This is a genomic window from Streptomyces sp. NPDC052107, from assembly GCF_040680215.1.
Classification (GTDB): Bacteria; Actinomycetota; Actinomycetes; order Streptomycetales; family Streptomycetaceae; genus Streptomyces.
In genome coordinates this window covers 18,528-33,767 of the sequence record NZ_JBFAWG010000019.1, presented here as the reverse complement: position 1 = coordinate 33,767, position 15,240 = coordinate 18,528, and the positions used below count along the sequence as shown (strand labels likewise).

The following is a 15,240-nucleotide window of genomic DNA, read 5'->3' as shown; positions in this document are numbered from 1 at the left end:
GACGGACGCGCCCTACTCGGCGTCGGGCAGCGGGACGTGCCAGTCGAGTGCGGCACCGCCTCCCTCGGGGCTGGTCACCTCGAACCGTCCGCCGAGGTCCTCCGCCCGTTCGGCCATGTTGAGCAGTCCACTGCGCCGGCCGCCGGAGGGGATGCCCACGCCGTTGTCCGAGACCCTCAGGCGCACCTCGCGGCCGTCGGTCGTCAGGACCACCTGGGCCCGGTCGGCGTGGGCGTGCCGGGCGATGTTGGTGAGGGCCTCGGTCAGCACGGCCACGACGTGCTCGGCGATCTCGGGCGGCACATCGGTGTCGACCAGGCCTTCCACGCGCACGCTGGGGGCGAAGCCCAGCACGGGGGTGGCCTCGCCGGTCGCGCGGACGACCCTCGCCCGCAGGCCGCTGGCGACCGTGCCGGTGCGGGCCCGCAGCCCGAAGATCGTCGACCTGATGATCTTGATGGTCTCGTCGAGGTCGTCCACGGCCCGCAGCACCCGCTCGCAGGCCTCGGGATGCTCGATGAAACGGCCCGCGCTCTGCAGGGTCATCCCGGTCGCGAACAGCCGCTGGATGGCGAGGTCGTGCAGGTCCCGGGCGATGCGGTCGCGGTCCTCCAGCAGTGCGATCTGCTGGGCGTCCTGCCTGCGGTCGGCCAGCTCCATCGCGATCGCGGCCTGGGCGGCGAACCCCTGAAGCAACTCGGTCTCCTTCTGGAGGAAGACCGACCTGCCGGCTTCACGGGCCACCAGGACCACGCCACGCACCCCGCTCTCACCCGTGCCGATCGGGACGGCCACGGCGGGGCCGAGCCCCTCGAAGCGGGGCGGCTCCGGGGTGATCCGCGCGTCGTGGACGACGTCGCCGCTGGTGACCGGGGCGGTTGCGGTGTAGGCCAGCCCCATGAGGCTTTCGCCCATGGGCAGCACCAGTCCCCGGTGTGCCTCCGCGTCCACTCCGACGGCGATCTCCACGGTGAGCGACTTGGTGCCCTCCATGGGCATGGCGACCGCCGCCAGGGCCGAGTCCGAGATCTCCCGGGCCCGCTCGGCGATCAGGCCCAGGGACTCGGCCCGTTCGGTGCCGGACATCAGGCTGTGGCTGATCTCCGAGTTCGCCCGCTGCCAGCGCTCGCGCAGCCGGGCGTCCTCGTACAGGCGCGCGTTGTCGATCGCCACGCCGGCGGCCACGGCCAGCGTGGACAGCACCGACTCGTCCTCCTCGTCGAACTCCACGCCGCCGCGCTTCTCGGTCAGGTAGAGGTTGCCGAAGACCTGGTCGCGGACTCGGATCGGGACACCGAGGAAGCTTTTCATCGGCGGGTGGCCCGGCGGAAAGCCGTACGAGGCGCGGTGGTCGGAGATCTTCGGGATCCGCAGCGGCTGCGGGTGCCGGATCAGCTCGCCGAGGATGCCGTGGCCCTCCGGAAAGGGGCCGATCGCGGCGATCTGCTCCTCGGTGACCCCCACCGTGTGGAAGGCGGACAACCTGGTCCCGTCCGGTCCGATGACGCCGAGGGCGGCGTACTCGGCGTCCACGAGCACCGCGGCCGCCTCCACGATGGAGTGCAGGACCTGCTCCACGTCCAGCTCCCGGCCGACGGAGAGAACGGCCTCCAGCAGACTGTGCACACGGTTCTGCGTGCCCCGCACCGCGTTGACCCGGGCCTGCAGCTCCTCCAGCAGCTCGTCGAGCTTCAGCTGCGGCAGGCGTACGCGGGGTTCCTCCGTACCGTCCACCAGGTCCTCCAGTTCCCATCAGCACCTGGCGCCGAACCGATGGGTTTCTCACACGGTATCCCCTCCCGGCCCGGGCGGAGAGCCGATCCGGCAACCGATTGCCCGGCACGCGCCGGCCACGCCTCGGTCCCGTCGGGCTTCCACGACCGCGACCTGACCGACCTGCTGGGCGGCAGGAGCGCCGACCTTGCCGGGACGACCCGCCTGGGCCTGCTGGATGATCCCCTGCTGCTGTCCGTGCGCTCCGGAACGCCCCGCGACGCCGTGCCCCTCGCTGAGAAGAGAGCCGGAGCGCGGTGATCACCGGCTGCGCCCGCCTGGTCACCGGACCGGCGAACTCGCGTGAACCAATGCGTGGTTGGTGCCACCCGGCGCAGGGGACCCGGCCGCTCTCAGACCCTGATCCGACGCCCGGTCACTGTGCGGGGCCCACCCACACATCACGCTCTCCGCCCGCCCAAGGAGCGCTGTGCGCCTGCTCGGTGAGCCTCTGCTGCACGAGCCGGCCCGGATCGCCCGGCGGCGCCTCGGCCGCCGCGCCCGCGTTCGTCCGTTCGGCCACGGCCGTCACGCTGCTTCTCCGTCAGGCCACGGGAACGGCCACTTCCGCGTGCTGCTCGCCGCCGAGCACGATCTTGAGGGCAGCGGTCTCGGCGGCCTGGGAGAAGACGTCGTAGGCCTCCTCCATGTGGTCCAGCGGGAAGGTGTGGGTGACCAGTTGCCGGGTCGGCAGCCGGCCGGCGGCGGCCATCCGCAGCAGGGTGGGCGTGGAGTAGGTGTCCACCAGGCCGGTCGTGATGGTCACGTTCTTGATCCAGAGGTCTTCGAGGTGCAGCGTCGCGGGCTTGCCGTGCACCCCGATGTTGGCCACGTGCCCGCCGGGGCGGACCATGCGGGTGCACAGCTCGAAGCTCTCCGGGACACCCACCGCCTCCATGACCACGTCCGCGCCCAGCCCGTCGGTCAGATCGGCGACCAGCTGGCCGGGTTCCTCGCGGACGTCGGCGACGGCGTCGGCACCGAGCCGCCGGGCGGCCTCCAGCCGGGCCGGAGCCAGGTCGACCGAGATGATCCGTTCCGGGGCGAACAGGTGCGCCGTCGCGACGGCCGCGAGTCCGATGGGTCCGGCGCCGACGATGGCGACGGTGTCGCCGGGACGCACGTGCCCGTTGAGGACACCGACCTCGTAGGAGGTCGGGAAGATGTCCGCGAGCAGGACGGCGTCCTCGCTGGGCACGGTGGCGGGCAGCGGATGTACGGACAGGTCGGCGTAGGGGACACGGACGTACTCGGCCTGGGTGCCGTCGATCAGGTGGCCGAGGACCCAGCCTCCGCCGCCCCTGCACTGGCCGTAAGAGCCGTCCCGGCAGAACCGGCACCGGCCGCACGAGGTGATGCAGGAGATCAGCACCCGGTCCCCGGGGCGTACGGTGCGCACGTCGCCGCCGACCTCGACGATCTCGCCGACCGCCTCGTGCCCGAGTACCGTGCCGGAGCGGACCTCGGGCACGTCGCCCTTGAGGATGTGCAGATCCGTCCCGCAGATGGTCACGGCGCCGACCTGCACGATGGCGTCGGTGGGTTCCTTGATGGCGGGGTCCGGGACGTCCTGCCAGGACGCCTGCCCCGGACCGTGGAACACGAAGCCCTTCATGGCAGCTCCTCGTCGCCTCGTCGTCGGTCCGCCGCGGGAACGCGTTTCGGGCGCACGATGCCGGAACCGGCCCGCGCCTTCAGCTTCGCCAGCGGGGCAGCGGTGCCGCTTGGGCCGTCCGGCCCTCGCCCGCGGCCGGACGGTGCCCATCGGGGCCCGCGGCCTTCGCGTGGCCGGGCAGTGCACCGTACGGACCCGCAGTCAGGGCCGGATGACCCTACCGCTCCGCCTGGAACGCCCGGTTCGCTCGTGTCATGTCCGAGAACGACCCGGCTTACGTGGCAGAGCGCCACACCGCACAGGAAGTGCATGTGGCCCATCGCGTGACCGGCGGAGCAACCGTCGTGTCCCTGCACGGCGTGATGGATGTGCTGACCGCCCCCGCGCTGTCGCTGCGGCTCGACGCGCTCACCACCCGCCCCGAGCTCGACCTGGTACTCGACCTGCGGCCCGTCACGTTCATCGACTGCGCCGGACTCGGAGTCCTGTGCCGCGCCCGCAACCGGACGCTGGCCCGGCAGGGCCGGCTGCGGCTGATCACGGAGAGTGCGAGCTTGCGGCGAATGCTGCGGGTCACGGGGCTGGGGGACGTCTTCGAGGTGCACACACGACTCCCTCGGCCGCTGCCGGGGTCCCAGGCCTGAGCGGCGTGATGAACGCGAAGTCGGGGCCGTGGCGTCGGCGGAGCAATCCGCTGGCGACGCGAGGACACCGTGGAGGCCTGGCTCGTCCTCGCCGTCTGGATCGTGGCCGTGGTCGGCGGGGCCGTCGCCGGGGGTGCTGACCGCACACGCTGCCGGGGATGTGTTCGCGGCGCAGCATGCCCACCGGCATCCCGTCCGTGCCGTACTGCTCGCCGACGCACCACATGACACCACGGCCGCCTGGCCGGTGGACGGCCTGGTCCGGGCGACGGTGCGCTGGACCGCACCGGACGGCACTCCCCGTACCGGTGCCACGCTCGTCGACAGTGATCTGAGGGCCGGCGCCCGGGTGGTGGTCCGGCAGGACGACCAGGACGGCCTCACCCCCGCGAAGCCGACGAACCCCACCGGAGGCGCGACCGAGGCCGGCCTCTTCGGCACAGCGGCCGCCCTGCTCGCCGCCCCGGTGTTCGGGGCAGGAGCCCTCGGACGCGCCTGGCTCGACCGGCGGCGCATGGCCCGCTGGGACCGGGAGCGGGACCTGGTGGAGCCCAGCTGGGGCCGCAGGAAGGGCTGACACGGACCGGCGTCACAACCCGACCGGCGTGCTCCCCGCGGTGCGTGGACGTGGCTCCGCAGACCCCCGGTGCCGCCCGGGACCGGCGGCGGTGTGTGGGCCGGGAAGGTCAGGCGGGTTCCGGCACGACGGCCACCGGGCAGGCCGCGTGGTGCAGCACCCCGTGGGCGACGCGGCCGAGTTGGAGGCCGAAGTGAGCGTGCCCGCGCCGGGCGCCGACGACGAGCAGATCCGCCTCGCGGGAGGCGGCGATCAGGGCGTCGCGGGCGTGGCCCTCGACGGTGCGGCGGTCCACCTGCAGCGCAGCCGGTGCGTCGCGCAGGGCCTCCTCCAGCACCTCGACGGCCTGCAGCTGTGCCGGCTCGCCTGCGAGCTGGGCGTCCCCTTGGACGACGTCGCGGGAACGGTGACCAGTGGTCGCGTGCCCCGGGCGCCGCCACGCCCGTACGGCTGCCAGGGAAGCCCCGCGCAAGGACGCCTCCTCGACGGCGAACCGGACGGCGGCCGAGCCGGTCGAGCCGGTCGGGTTCCGGCCCACACCCAGCGCGATCCGCCCCCGGATCCCGGTGCGGACTTGGTTGTCGTCGCCGTCGCGCAGCACGATCGCCGGGCAGTGCGCGTGCGCGGCGACCGAGAGGCTGACAGAACCCAGCAGCGCCTCGGCCATACCGCTGCGGCCACGACACCCCAGCACCACGGCGAGGGCGGTGCCGCTTTCCCGTACGAGTCCGTACTCCGGGTCCTCGGGCAGCACATCGGTGGTGATCTTCAACTCCGGCCGGCGGCGCCGGGCGCGCTCCTCCGCCGTAGCGACGACATCCCGGGCCATCACCTCCTCCAGCGGCTTGTCGAGTTCCTGCGCGAGCAGGGCGCCTTCGTAGCGGTCCCAGAGGGAGGCGTACACCAGCCGGAGCGGGGCCCCGCGCAGGGCGGCCTCGTCGGCCGCCCAGCCGACAGCCCGCAGGCTCGGCTCGGAACCGTCGATGCCGACGACGATCGGAAGGTCCATCGTGCTCACCGCTCCTCGGGGAATCAGTCGTGCGGAACCACGGCGACCGGGGCCACGACGTGGTGCAGTACGGCATGCGTGACGTGGCCGATGTGGGCGCCGAGCGGGCTGGTGCGGACGCGCCGGCCCACGACGACCAGGGAGGCCTCGCGGGAGGCGTCGACGAGAACCTGCGCGGCGCTGCCGCACCGGCTCGCCTCGATCACTTCCACGTCCGGGAACTTCTGCCGCCAGGAGCGCAGCAGCTCGGTCAGGGCCTTGGCCTGCCCGCGGGCGAGATCGTCGTGGAGCTCGGCGTCACCGTGGAAGCGGTGGAAGGAGGTGGGTGACTCGCTCCAGCCGTGCACGACCCGGAGGGACGCGCCTCGGCAGGCGGCTGCGTCGAAGGCGAACCCGAGCAGCGTCTCGTCGGGGGCGCCGATGTCGAGGCCGAGGACGACGGGCCGGAAGGGGGTCGCGGCGGACGGTACGCCCGCCGGATCCGCCTTGTGCTCGTCGGCGGCCTGCTCTCCGGCCCGGACCAGCACCACAGGACGTTCGGCGTGGGCGAGGACGGCCAGGCTGACCGAACCGACCATGAAGCCCCCGATCCCGCCGAAGCCGCGCGAGCCCAGCACCATCAGCTCGGCGGAGTCCGCCGCCTCGGTCAGGGCGTCGACCGGACTCCCGGTGAGCCGGTCGGTGATCACCTCGGCACCGGGATGGCGCAGCCGCAGCCCTTCGGCGGCCTCACGGGAGACCTCCTCGGTCCAGTGCTGCCGGGTCTCGCCACCGAGCAGCGGGGCCTGGGCCACGGGCTCCGGCACCGGCTCCCAGACATGGACGATCTTCAGCGGCAGCTCGCGCAACACTGCTTCGCGCGCCGCCCATTCGGCCGCGGCCCGGCTCTCGGGCGACCCGTCGAGACCAACCGTGACCGTTCGAGTCATCGTCTCCACCTCCCGGCACGACGCATCCACTGTCCAGCATGGCGCCACCGCGCTCGCGGGGTGAGAGGCCGCAGGTCCCTCTGCAGGACCGACTTGCCCGCAGAGGTCGGCAGCACCGCATGGTTCCGGGCGGGCCGGGAGCCGAACGGCCCACCTCGGGGACCGGTGGCCCCTGGCCGGGTGTCCGGCACCGGCACATGCTGGGAAACGGACCGGCCGCCACGGCCACACGGAGGTCACCATGTACGGCACCCCGCACATCGTCAGCGATGTCATGACCCACACGGTCGCCGCCGTGGGACGCCACGCCCCCTTCAAGGAGATCGTGCAGCTGATGCAGGACTGGCAGGTCAGCGCCCTGCCCGTGATCGAGGGCGAGGGCCGGGTGGTCGGCGTGGTCTCCGAGGCCGACCTGCTGCCCACGGAGGAACTGCGGGACGACCCGCAGACCGGCTACCTCCAGTTGCGCCAGCCGGTCGACATGGCGAAGGCGGGCGCCCTGACCGCGGACCACCTCATGTCGTCGCCCGCCGTCACGGTCCGGGCGAACGCCACCCTCGCCGAAGCCGCGCGCACCATGGCGCGCGAGGGGGTCAAGAGGCTGCCCGTGGTGGACGCGGCCGGTCTGCTGGCGGGCATCGTCAGCCGCGCCGACCTGCTCAAGGTCTTCATGCGCGACGACGACGACATCGCCGAGGAGGTCCGGCGCGAGATCGTGTCGTACCTCTTCCCGCCGCCGGCCTCGGCGATCCAGGTGGAGGTGCACGACGCGGTCGTCACGCTGACGGGCCGGATCCGCGACAGCGCCCTGGTCCCGGTGGCCGCGCGCCTGGTGCGGGCCGTGGAAGGCGTGGTGGACGTGCAGTTCGACCTCGCACACGGCGACCACGGGGTGACTGGGGCCGCTCGGCCCTAGTCCGTACGGCGCCGCTGGATGGATGATCGGCCTCGTGGGCAGCCCGCAGTCGGTCCTTCCCCCGGGGAACGAGAGGTCGTCATGACCGAGACACACACCTTCACGGAGCAGAATCCCATCCGGGTGTTCCTGCTGGACGACCACGAGGTCGTACGCCGCGGCCTGGCCGACCTGCTCGACGCCGAACCGGACATCTCCGTGGTCGGTGACGCGGACACCGCCGAGCACGCGCTCACCCGCGGGCCCGCGCTGTACCCGCACGTCGCCGTGCTCGACGTGCGGCTTCCGGACGGGGACGGCATCTCGGTGTGCCGGGAGCTGCGCAGCCGGATGCCGGAGCTGGCGTGTCTGATGCTGACCTCGTTCGACGACGAGGACGCCCTGCTGGACGCCATCATGGCCGGCGCATCCGGCTATGTGCTGAAGCAGATCAAGGGCTCCGACCTCGTCTCCGCCGTGCGTACCGTCGCCTCGGGACAGTCCATGCTCGACCCGGCGACCACGGCCCGGCTGATGCGCTCCCTGCGTACCGACCCGGCGCAGACCCCGTCGGTGCCGGCCGAGTTGGCGAGCCTGTCGCCGCGCGAACGGGACATCCTCGCCCTGATCGGCGACGGTCTCACCAACCGAGAGATCGGCAAGCGGCTGTACCTGTCGGAGAAGACTGTCAAGAACCACATCTCGCGGATGCTGGCGAAGCTGGGAGTCCAGCGCCGGGTCCAGGCGGCGGTCCTCGCATCCCACCTGGAGCCGCACAACTCCGGGGAAAGCCCGGACCGCTGAGATTCCCGTTCGGCACCCACGCAGTTGAGATTCCCGGCAGGTGAGATTCCCGCTCAGCGCCATGCACCGGCGTGCCCGCACGGAGCCCGCCGGTGCGTGAGCGGACGGGTCAGCTGCCGTGCCTGATCTCGACGTGCCTGGCCTCCGCCTTCTCGAAGCCCAGGCCCACGCTCACGGTCAGCATGCCGTCGGTGTACTCGGCCGTGACGTCGTCCTCGTCGGCGCCCGGCGGCAGCGTCACGCTGCGGCTCATCGCGCCGTACCGGATCTCGCTGTGGTTCTTGTCCACGTCCCGTTCGGCGCGCTCCGCCTTCACCGTGAGCACCCCGTCGCCGATGACGACGTCGATGTCCTCGGCAGACATGCCCGGAAGCTCGGCACGCATGACGTAACGGTCGTTCTCCGTGTAGTCCTCGATGCGGACGGTGGACATCGCGAACCTGCTCGGAATGGTCTCGAACCAGTCCGGCATGTCCGGGAAGGGGATCCTCTGCATGCGGGTGAGTGTGCCCATGGCCGTACCTCCTCGGTCTTCGCCTGATTCCAGTGCAGCCCGCCCGGCGTTCCCGTGTTGAGGCCGAACAGCCCTTGTCATGGGTCCTCAAAGTCCTATTTGCCCGTTCCGGGCGAGATCACACTGGTGACGAGGGAACGACCACACTCGGCGGCGATCACCATGTCCGACGTCACGACCACCGACCTCTACGAAGTGACCATGGCTCTGTCCTATCTGCGGGAGGACATGCGGGAACCGGCCACCTTCAGCCTGTTCGTCCGTGATCTTCCGCCCGGCCGGGGCTTCCTGGTCGCCGCCGGCCTGGAGCCGGCCCTGGACTTCCTGGCCGGTTTCCGCGTCGAACGGGAGGACGCCGAGGAGTTCGCGGCGGCCCTGCACCGCCCGGTGCGGGACCTCGAACCGCTTCTCGGCCTGGCCTTCGAGGGCGAGGTGCGCGCCGTTCCCGAGGGGCACACGGTGTTCGCCGGTGAGCCGTTGCTGGAGGTGACCGCACCGCTGCCGCAGGCCCAGCTCGTCGAGACGTACCTGCTGAACCTGGTGTGTCATCAGACGGTGGTGGCGTCGAAGGCGGCACGCTGTGTGCTGGCCGCGGCCGGGCGCCCGGTGGTGGACTTCTCCCTGCGCCGCACGCACGGCCCGTGGGCCGGCCTGCAGGCGGCCCGCATGGGCGCGCTGGTGGGGTTCGCCGGCACGAGCAACGTCGCCGCGGCGACGGCCCTGGGCATCCCGGCCTCGGGCACCATGGCGCACTCCTACATCGAGACGTTCCCCGACGAGGAGGAGGCCTTCCGGGCCTTCGCGCGCTGCCATCCCGGGCCCGTCACCTTCCTCGTCGACACGTACGACACCGAGGCCGGCGTCCGCATCGCCGCCCGGGTCCTGAACGACCTGCGACGCGGACCGGGCTGTGCGATCCGGCTGGACAGCGGCGACCTCGACGCCCTCGCGCGCCGGTCGCGGGCCGTCCTGGACGCCGCCGGGCTGACCGACGTGCGGATCGTGGCCAGCGGCGGACTCGACGAGTACGGTGTGGCCCGGCTGGTGCGCGCCGGCGCCCCGATCGACGTGTACGCCGTGGGCACGCGCGTCGGGGTGTCCGCGGACGCCTCCTACCTCGACGCGGCGTACAAACTCGTGGAGTACGACGGCCGGCCCATGATGAAGCTGTCCTCGGCGAAGGTCACGGCCCCCGGCCGCAAGCAGGTCCACCGGCGCGCCGGGCACCCGGACGTGATCGCCCTGGCAGGGGAGGAGCCGCCGGACTCGGCGCGGCCGCTGCTGCACACGGTGATGCGCGGCGGGCGGCGGACGGGAGCGCCGGACCGCTGGCAGGACGCGCGCGAGCGCCTCCGCGAGGACATCGCCGGTCTGCCGGAGTCCGCCCGCCGGATCGACGACCCCGAACCGGTCCGGGCGACCCACTCGCGGGCGCTGGAGGAGCTGACCATGAAGGTGCGCGCGGACATCGAGTCCCGGATCCGCTCGCCGGATCCGGCGGCCCGGGCCGCCGGCTGACCCCGGCAGCCGATGAGGCCGATCTGCCCGAGACAGGGACCAACGGCCCCTGGCACCTCGCACGGTGCGCGACTTGCATGGGACGGGATCGCCGCGGCAAGACCGCGGAACGGGCCTGCGGTGGCACGGACCGCGCCACCGCGGCAAGGAGGCGAAGACCATGACCACGCCCGCACCGCCACAGCGAAGCGACCGGGTCGCGCCGACGACACGCCCCGGTGCGAGCGGCCTACTCATGCAGGCCCGCGTCGGCGACGAGATCGTCGTACGCGGCGCCACGGCCGGCCACGTGACCCGTGTCGACGAGGCCGTCGGCGTTCACCGTCCCGACGGCAGCCCGCCCCACGACGTGCGCTGGTCCGACGACGGACGAGGAACGCTGTACTTCCCAGCTGGAGGCGATCATGTCCGCGCCGAGTGAACGCCGGCCGATCGTGGTCGGTGTGGAGACCGATCCCGCCCGGCGGACGGCGCTGGCCTGGGCGGCCGACGAGGCGGCGCGCCGGCGGGTGCCGCTGCGACCGGTCCGCGCCGAGGGCGTGCCGACCAGGGGGGAACGGGGGCCGGAGGTTCCGCCGTCCTGGGAGGCGTGGAACGAGGGGCTCCACCGGAGGGGAAAGCAAGTCCTCGCCGAGGCCGTTGACTTCATTGCGCTGCGGCATCCCGAGGTCGAGGTGGACGCCGTACTCGCCGAAGGCGACCCCGCGTGGGTGCTGGGCGAGGAGAGCCGCACCGCCACGGCCGTCGTGCTGGGCTCGCAGCACCTCAGCCGGGCCCAGGAGGCGTTCGGCTCCGCTTCGGTGGCCCTGCCCCTGATGGCCCGGTCGCACTGCCCGGTGGTCATCGTCCCGGAAGCGGCCGAGTACGTCTCCCAGGAGCCCGCGTTCTATGTCGTCGGCGTCGACGGCAGCGAGCACTCGGCCGCCGCCGTGGACCTGGCGTTCCAGGAGGCTTCTCTGCGCGGTGCCGAGGTGCGGGCACTGTATGTCTGGCAGCCCGGACTGCTGAGGGTCTTCGACGAGTTCGGAGCCCAGCAGGAGTGCCGGCGGCTGCTCTCGGAGACCGTGGCCGGCCGCCATGCCCGCTATCCCGACGTGGATCTGCGGCACGAGCTGGCCGTCGGGCATCCGGTGCAGGCCCTCACCGACGCCTCCGCCCACGCACTGGGCCTGGTGGTGGGCACGCGAGGGCACGGGGGCTTCACCGGGATGCTGCTGGGCTCGGTCAGCCAGGGAGTGCTGCACTACGCCCGCTGCCCCGTCCTCGTCGTGCCGCCGACGCGGGCCTGAGCATCCGCCTGCCCGAGCCGTGCGCGCCACGCGCCCGGGCCGCGACGCCGCGCCACCCCGGAGGGAGAAGCCGCGTGAAGGTGTCCGAGGTGATGACCGCCCCCGCGGTGGCCGTCCCACCGCACGTCTCCCTGACCCAGGTGACCCGGAGGATGTCCGAGTCCGGCGTGGGCTCCGTCCTCGTCGTCGAGGACGGGACGCTGCGCGGCATCGTCACCGACCGCGACATAGCGGTGCGCGGGCTGGGCGCCGGACTGCCCTCGACCACGGCGGTCGAAGCGGTGATGTCGGCGGAGGTGGTCACGGTGGACGCCGCGGACGACGTCCAGACGGCCTATCGCACCTTCCGTCGTATCGGCGTGCGCCGCCTGCCGGTGCTGGACGGACGCCGCCCGGTGGGCGTGGTGACGATCGACGACCTCCTGCTGGACGTCTTCCGGCGGCTGGCCGACCTGCTGGGCCCGATCGCCTGGAGCGTGCTGCGGGAACCACCGGGACCGCCCTCGCATGCGCCCTGAACGGGCCGGGCAGCGGGTGCGGGCGAAGAACTCCCGCTCGTGCTGCAGGAGGCGAAGGAGCAGCAGATCCACGCGGCCATCCAGCAGCCGGGCCGGGACTCGACGCAGGCCCCGGGCACCTGGGCACTGCCTGCCGGCGCAGGTCACTGCTTGTGAGGACGCACGATCACGACCGGGCAGCTCGCGTGCTGTGACACATGATGGCTGACCGAGCCGAGCAGGGCGGCGGCGAACCCGCCCTTGCCCCGGCCGCCGACGACCAGGACCTCGGCTCCCTCGGCGGCCCGCAGCAGCACGTCAGCGGGGTTGCCGTGCACCACATGGGTGCGGACCGAGTCGGCCGCGTCCGCGCCGAGCACGTCGGTCAGCTCTTTCCGCACTCGCTGCCGGGTCTCGTCCTCGTCGAAGTCCTTGTCCACGGCGGGCGCCGACCAGCCGTAGAGTCCTGGCAGCTCCCACACCGCGACCGCGTCCACGGTGGCGCCGATGAGGCCCGCGTACCGGACGGCCCAGCGGAGGGCGTCGTACGAGGACGGCGATCCGTCGACACCGACGACCACCCGGGGCTCGGAGGCATCCCTGTCCATGTGTCCCACCTCTCCTACGGCTCTCCCACCCCGTCGAACGGCCACGTTCGTTTCCACGCTGCACGCGGTGCCGCGATCTCGCCAGGGCAACGCGTCCGAGGGCGATCCTCTGAGAAAAGGACGATGATGTTTGAGGGTGCTCATGCAGGCGAACGCGGGTGACTTAGCGCGCTTTATTTCGCGGGAGGAGCCATGAGCAAGGTGGCGCTCGCCCGGCCGCAGGCCGAGGCACAGGGCTGTGGGTCCCGGCTGCCGACGCGCAGGGCGTCGCGGACCGCCGTCGTACGCCGGGCCGCGTCGACGAAGGGTGACTGGCTGCTGCTGCCCGGCGGCTCGTGGCGGCACGTCGAGACGATCAGGGTGCGCAGTCTGTTCGGCTGAGAGCCCCGTCCTTGCCCCGGCCGAAGCCGGGGCACCGCGAACGGCCACTGAGGCAGGGTGAGGCGGCTCGACCTCCCCGGCTGGACCGGTGCTACGACTGCTGGGGCACGACCACGACCGGGCACTGAGCGTGATGCAGCAGCGTGTGGCCCACCCGGCCGAGCTGGAGGCCGAAGGGGCCCGTCCTGCGGCGCGCACCGATGACGACGAGATCCGCGGCCGCCGACCGGTTCACCAGGACCTTGCTCGCCGGCCCTTCAAGCGCCGAACGGTGGGTCCGGACCTGCGGATACTCGGCGATCAGGTCACGGAGCGACGCATCCATCAGCGCCGAGGCCGCCGCATCGGCCGGCTGGTCCGCTCCCGTCCGATCACCGCTCACCTCGTGGGCCGGGCGGCGCCAGGCACGTACGACGTCCAGGGTGCAGCCCCGGACGTCGGCCTCGCGGAAGGCGAACCGAAGGGCCTCGGAGCCGGTGTCGGCGTCCCCGAGGCCGAGCAGGACCCGTCCGTGCGTACCGGTCAGACCCGCCCGGTCACCTCGGACCACGATCACGGGGCAGTGCGCCCGGGCCACGACGGCCAGACCGACCGAGCCGAGAAGCAGTCCCTTGAGCCGGCCTCGCCCGCGTGAGCCTGTCACGACGGCGAACGCGGCGTCGCCCTCGCGCACGAGGGCGGTCGCGGCGTCCTCCGGGAGGATGTCGGTGGTGACCTTCACCTCGGGGTTGTGCCGCTCGGCGCGTTCGGCCGCGCAGGCCACGATGTGCTCGGCGAGCACCTGCTCGGAGGGACGACCGCTCCCGGTCCCCGGCAGCGCGCCCTCGTAACGCTCCCAGAGGGAGCCGTAGACCAGCCGCAGGGGAACGCCGTGCCGTACGGCCTCGTCCACGGCCCAGTCGACCGCGAGCAGACACGAGTCCGATCCGTCGACGCCCACAACCAGAGGGAGTGACATCGTCCCCACCGCCTTTCATGGGCCTACCGTCAGGTCGTGCGGCAGCACACGGGGCCGATTTCACGGTTGCATCCGCCCCGGGCGGTTCACGAGGGCCCTTCGGCTCTGACTGAGGCCTTTCGGGCCGATGCTGCGTCAGTGACGGTCGGATGTACGGGCGGCGCGGGCTGAACGACCAAGGACCGAGCGGGAACAACTTCCGCCCACGAAGCGCTGTTCCTCATACCCCACCCGGTATGAACGGCCGCAGCGGTGGCGACCGCTGGGGACGGAAGCGAGCGGCGGAGGAGTGTGACACCGATGAGGACGGCAGCAGAGGACCGGCTCTCCAGGACCGAGGAGAGCGGTACCGAGGAGACCCTTCTGGTGACGAGGTGCGGACGCAGGATCGAGGTGCGGTCCCTGCTCCTCGGACACCCGGACCGGCCCGTCAGCCGGATAGCCCTGGATGTGGGGGCGGACCAGGGCGGCATACCGGGAGCCTGGGCGGCGCTCACCCCGGACGAGGCACGCGGTCTGGCCCGCCTGCTCCTTCAGCGGGTCGGTGCGGCCGAGCAGCCCGCCGATGCCCGGCCGCAGAACAGCGGTTCCTGACGAGGGAGTCGGCCTTCGTCCGTCAGGGCGTCGGCGGTCAGTCGCGGCGCAGCGCGGCGAGCGTCGCTGCGAGGTCCGCCGGGCGGGGGCGGTTGTGGGGCAGCTTGCCGAGCACGACGGCCATGCCGCAGGTGTCGGTGAGCGCGGAGAAGACGAGGCCGCCCGCGATGCCGGCCGAGAGGATCTGGAAGGCCGGATGCACCAGCAGACCGAGGAGCAGGCCCAGCAGTACGACCGTGCCCGCGGTGAAGCGCACCTGGCGCTCCATGCTCCAGCCGGCCCGGGTGTCGCACGCGGCCGGCCGGTGCAGGTCGAGTCCGGCGCCGGCCCAGGCGCTGGTGCCGCCGGTGAGGGTGGCCGTCGGGATGCCCTCCTCGGCCAGCAGCCTGCACGCGCTCTCCGAGCGGGCTCCCGAGGCGCAGACCACGAGGACGTCGCCGCGTCCCGTGGCGCGCCGTATCTCGGGCAGCGCGCGCCGGATCTGGTCCAGGGGGATGTTGAGGGCACCGGGCAGGTGGCCGGAGGCGTACTCGCCGGGCGTGCGCACGTCGATGACGGTGAGTTCGTCCAGCCGGGCGCGGGCCTGGTAGGTGTCGAGAGTGAGGGGGGTGGTGGTCATGGCAGAGGTGATCCTT

At 72.6% G+C, this 15,240-nt stretch carries 19 protein-coding genes; 10 read left to right on the top strand and 9 right to left on the bottom strand.

Annotated features, from left to right (window positions below):
- Nucleotides 1-12: 12 nt before the first annotated feature.
- The 3 genes from AB0M27_RS22005 to AB0M27_RS21995 all read right to left on the bottom strand — a co-directional run bounded on the left by AB0M27_RS22005 (nucleotide 13) and on the right by AB0M27_RS21995 (nucleotide 3,388).
- Entirely contained in the window at nucleotides 13-1,734 is a 1,722-nt protein-coding gene (locus AB0M27_RS22005) for a GAF domain-containing sensor histidine kinase (RefSeq protein WP_365723548.1), read from the bottom strand.
- A gap of 415 nt (nucleotides 1,735-2,149) precedes the next feature.
- Nucleotides 2,150-2,296 carry a hypothetical protein gene (locus tag AB0M27_RS22000; RefSeq protein WP_365723547.1) on the bottom strand — a complete coding sequence of 49 codons (147 nt, stop codon included), beginning with the start codon at nucleotides 2,294-2,296 and terminating at the stop codon, nucleotides 2,150-2,152.
- Nucleotides 2,297-2,317: 21 nt separating this feature from the next.
- The gene (locus AB0M27_RS21995; RefSeq protein ID WP_365723546.1) at nucleotides 2,318-3,388 is read right to left on the bottom strand and encodes a zinc-dependent alcohol dehydrogenase family protein; all 1,071 of its coding nucleotides are present in this window, start codon (nucleotides 3,386-3,388) and stop codon (nucleotides 2,318-2,320) included.
- A gap of 254 nt (nucleotides 3,389-3,642) precedes the next feature.
- On the opposite strand from AB0M27_RS21995, the gene AB0M27_RS21990 reads away from it, so the two are divergent.
- Together AB0M27_RS21990 and AB0M27_RS21985 are read left to right on the top strand one after the other, a co-directional pair.
- On the top strand, nucleotides 3,643-4,032 hold the full coding sequence (locus AB0M27_RS21990; protein WP_365723545.1) for an STAS domain-containing protein: 390 nt from the start codon (nucleotides 3,643-3,645) through the stop codon (nucleotides 4,030-4,032).
- A gap of 133 nt (nucleotides 4,033-4,165) precedes the next feature.
- On the top strand, nucleotides 4,166-4,609 hold the full coding sequence (locus AB0M27_RS21985) for a hypothetical protein (RefSeq protein ID WP_365723544.1): 444 nt from the start codon (nucleotides 4,166-4,168) through the stop codon (nucleotides 4,607-4,609).
- Nucleotides 4,610-4,718: 109 nt separating this feature from the next.
- On the opposite strand, the gene AB0M27_RS21980 is transcribed toward AB0M27_RS21985, so the two are convergent.
- Nucleotides 4,719-5,618, bottom strand: a complete 900-nt coding sequence (locus tag AB0M27_RS21980) for a universal stress protein (RefSeq protein ID WP_365723543.1) — start codon at nucleotides 5,616-5,618, stop codon at nucleotides 4,719-4,721.
- A 23-nt stretch (nucleotides 5,619-5,641) separates the two neighbouring features.
- Nucleotides 5,642-6,547, bottom strand: coding sequence for a universal stress protein (locus AB0M27_RS21975; protein WP_365723542.1), 906 nt, complete (start codon nucleotides 6,545-6,547; stop codon nucleotides 5,642-5,644).
- Nucleotides 6,548-6,788: 241 nt separating this feature from the next.
- On the opposite strand from AB0M27_RS21975, the gene AB0M27_RS21970 reads away from it, so the two are divergent.
- On the top strand, nucleotides 6,789-7,463 hold the full coding sequence (locus tag AB0M27_RS21970; RefSeq protein WP_365723541.1) for a CBS domain-containing protein: 675 nt from the start codon (nucleotides 6,789-6,791) through the stop codon (nucleotides 7,461-7,463).
- A gap of 81 nt (nucleotides 7,464-7,544) precedes the next feature.
- Nucleotides 7,545-8,246 (top strand): response regulator transcription factor, encoded by a 702-nt coding sequence (locus AB0M27_RS21965; protein WP_365723540.1) that lies wholly within the window; start codon nucleotides 7,545-7,547, stop codon nucleotides 8,244-8,246.
- A gap of 109 nt (nucleotides 8,247-8,355) precedes the next feature.
- Here the strand turns inward: AB0M27_RS21965 and AB0M27_RS21960 are convergent, their stop codons facing one another.
- Entirely contained in the window at nucleotides 8,356-8,760 is a 405-nt protein-coding gene (locus AB0M27_RS21960; protein WP_365723539.1) for an Hsp20/alpha crystallin family protein, read from the bottom strand.
- 162 nt (nucleotides 8,761-8,922) lie between these two features.
- On the opposite strand from AB0M27_RS21960, the gene AB0M27_RS21955 reads away from it, so the two are divergent.
- From AB0M27_RS21955 to AB0M27_RS21940, 4 genes are all read left to right on the top strand, one after another.
- Nucleotides 8,923-10,278: a nicotinate phosphoribosyltransferase gene (locus AB0M27_RS21955; protein ID WP_365723538.1), complete on the top strand. Its 1,356-nt coding sequence runs from the start codon at nucleotides 8,923-8,925 to the stop codon at nucleotides 10,276-10,278.
- A gap of 160 nt (nucleotides 10,279-10,438) precedes the next feature.
- A complete protein-coding gene (locus tag AB0M27_RS21950; protein WP_365723537.1) occupies nucleotides 10,439-10,699 on the top strand; it encodes a DUF1918 domain-containing protein in 261 nt (86 codons plus the stop codon).
- Nucleotides 10,683-11,567 (top strand): universal stress protein, encoded by an 885-nt coding sequence (locus AB0M27_RS21945; RefSeq protein ID WP_365723536.1) that lies wholly within the window; start codon nucleotides 10,683-10,685, stop codon nucleotides 11,565-11,567. The genes AB0M27_RS21950 and AB0M27_RS21945 overlap by 17 nt, the downstream gene beginning before the upstream one ends.
- Nucleotides 11,568-11,641: 74 nt before the next feature.
- Nucleotides 11,642-12,085, top strand: coding sequence for a CBS domain-containing protein (locus tag AB0M27_RS21940; protein WP_365723535.1), 444 nt, complete (start codon nucleotides 11,642-11,644; stop codon nucleotides 12,083-12,085).
- 143 nt (nucleotides 12,086-12,228) lie between these two features.
- Here AB0M27_RS21940 and AB0M27_RS21935 read toward each other — a convergent pair whose 3' ends face one another.
- Complete coding sequence (locus AB0M27_RS21935; RefSeq protein ID WP_365723534.1) at nucleotides 12,229-12,672, bottom strand: universal stress protein; 444 nt, start codon at nucleotides 12,670-12,672, stop codon at nucleotides 12,229-12,231.
- Nucleotides 12,673-12,864: 192 nt separating this feature from the next.
- Between AB0M27_RS21935 and AB0M27_RS21930 the strand changes: the two genes are divergently transcribed.
- The gene (locus AB0M27_RS21930; protein WP_365723533.1) at nucleotides 12,865-13,053 is read left to right on the top strand and encodes a hypothetical protein; all 189 of its coding nucleotides are present in this window, start codon (nucleotides 12,865-12,867) and stop codon (nucleotides 13,051-13,053) included.
- Nucleotides 13,054-13,144: 91 nt separating this feature from the next.
- Here the strand turns inward: AB0M27_RS21930 and AB0M27_RS21925 are convergent, their stop codons facing one another.
- Entirely contained in the window at nucleotides 13,145-14,011 is an 867-nt protein-coding gene (locus AB0M27_RS21925) for a universal stress protein (RefSeq protein WP_365723532.1), read from the bottom strand.
- A 300-nt stretch (nucleotides 14,012-14,311) separates the two neighbouring features.
- On the opposite strand from AB0M27_RS21925, the gene AB0M27_RS21920 reads away from it, so the two are divergent.
- Nucleotides 14,312-14,605: a hypothetical protein gene (locus AB0M27_RS21920; protein WP_365723531.1), complete on the top strand. Its 294-nt coding sequence runs from the start codon at nucleotides 14,312-14,314 to the stop codon at nucleotides 14,603-14,605.
- Nucleotides 14,606-14,642: 37 nt separating this feature from the next.
- On the opposite strand, the gene AB0M27_RS21915 is transcribed toward AB0M27_RS21920, so the two are convergent.
- On the bottom strand, nucleotides 14,643-15,224 hold the full coding sequence (locus AB0M27_RS21915) for a rhodanese-like domain-containing protein (RefSeq protein ID WP_365723530.1): 582 nt from the start codon (nucleotides 15,222-15,224) through the stop codon (nucleotides 14,643-14,645).
- Nucleotides 15,225-15,240: the final 16 nt, after the last annotated feature.

Coding starts and splice junctions, on each gene's coding strand:
- AB0M27_RS21995 (WP_365723546.1), bottom strand. CDS start 3,388: ATGAAGGGCTTCGTGTTCCACGGTCCGGGGCAGGCGTCCTGGCAGGAC.
- AB0M27_RS21990 (WP_365723545.1), top strand. CDS start 3,643: ATGTCCGAGAACGACCCGGCTTACGTGGCAGAGCGCCACACCGCACAG.
- AB0M27_RS21980 (WP_365723543.1), bottom strand. CDS start 5,618: ATGGACCTTCCGATCGTCGTCGGCATCGACGGTTCCGAGCCGAGCCTG.
- AB0M27_RS21975 (WP_365723542.1), bottom strand. CDS start 6,547: ATGACTCGAACGGTCACGGTTGGTCTCGACGGGTCGCCCGAGAGCCGG.
- AB0M27_RS21970 (WP_365723541.1), top strand. CDS start 6,789: ATGTACGGCACCCCGCACATCGTCAGCGATGTCATGACCCACACGGTC.
- AB0M27_RS21965 (WP_365723540.1), top strand. CDS start 7,545: ATGACCGAGACACACACCTTCACGGAGCAGAATCCCATCCGGGTGTTC.
- AB0M27_RS21960 (WP_365723539.1), bottom strand. CDS start 8,760: ATGGGCACACTCACCCGCATGCAGAGGATCCCCTTCCCGGACATGCCG.
- AB0M27_RS21955 (WP_365723538.1), top strand. CDS start 8,923: ATGTCCGACGTCACGACCACCGACCTCTACGAAGTGACCATGGCTCTG.
- AB0M27_RS21950 (WP_365723537.1), top strand. CDS start 10,439: ATGACCACGCCCGCACCGCCACAGCGAAGCGACCGGGTCGCGCCGACG.
- AB0M27_RS21945 (WP_365723536.1), top strand. CDS start 10,683: ATGTCCGCGCCGAGTGAACGCCGGCCGATCGTGGTCGGTGTGGAGACC.
- AB0M27_RS21935 (WP_365723534.1), bottom strand. CDS start 12,672: ATGGACAGGGATGCCTCCGAGCCCCGGGTGGTCGTCGGTGTCGACGGA.
- AB0M27_RS21930 (WP_365723533.1), top strand. CDS start 12,865: ATGAGCAAGGTGGCGCTCGCCCGGCCGCAGGCCGAGGCACAGGGCTGT.
- AB0M27_RS21925 (WP_365723532.1), bottom strand. CDS start 14,011: ATGTCACTCCCTCTGGTTGTGGGCGTCGACGGATCGGACTCGTGTCTG.
- AB0M27_RS21920 (WP_365723531.1), top strand. CDS start 14,312: ATGAGGACGGCAGCAGAGGACCGGCTCTCCAGGACCGAGGAGAGCGGT.
- AB0M27_RS21915 (WP_365723530.1), bottom strand. CDS start 15,224: ATGACCACCACCCCCCTCACTCTCGACACCTACCAGGCCCGCGCCCGG.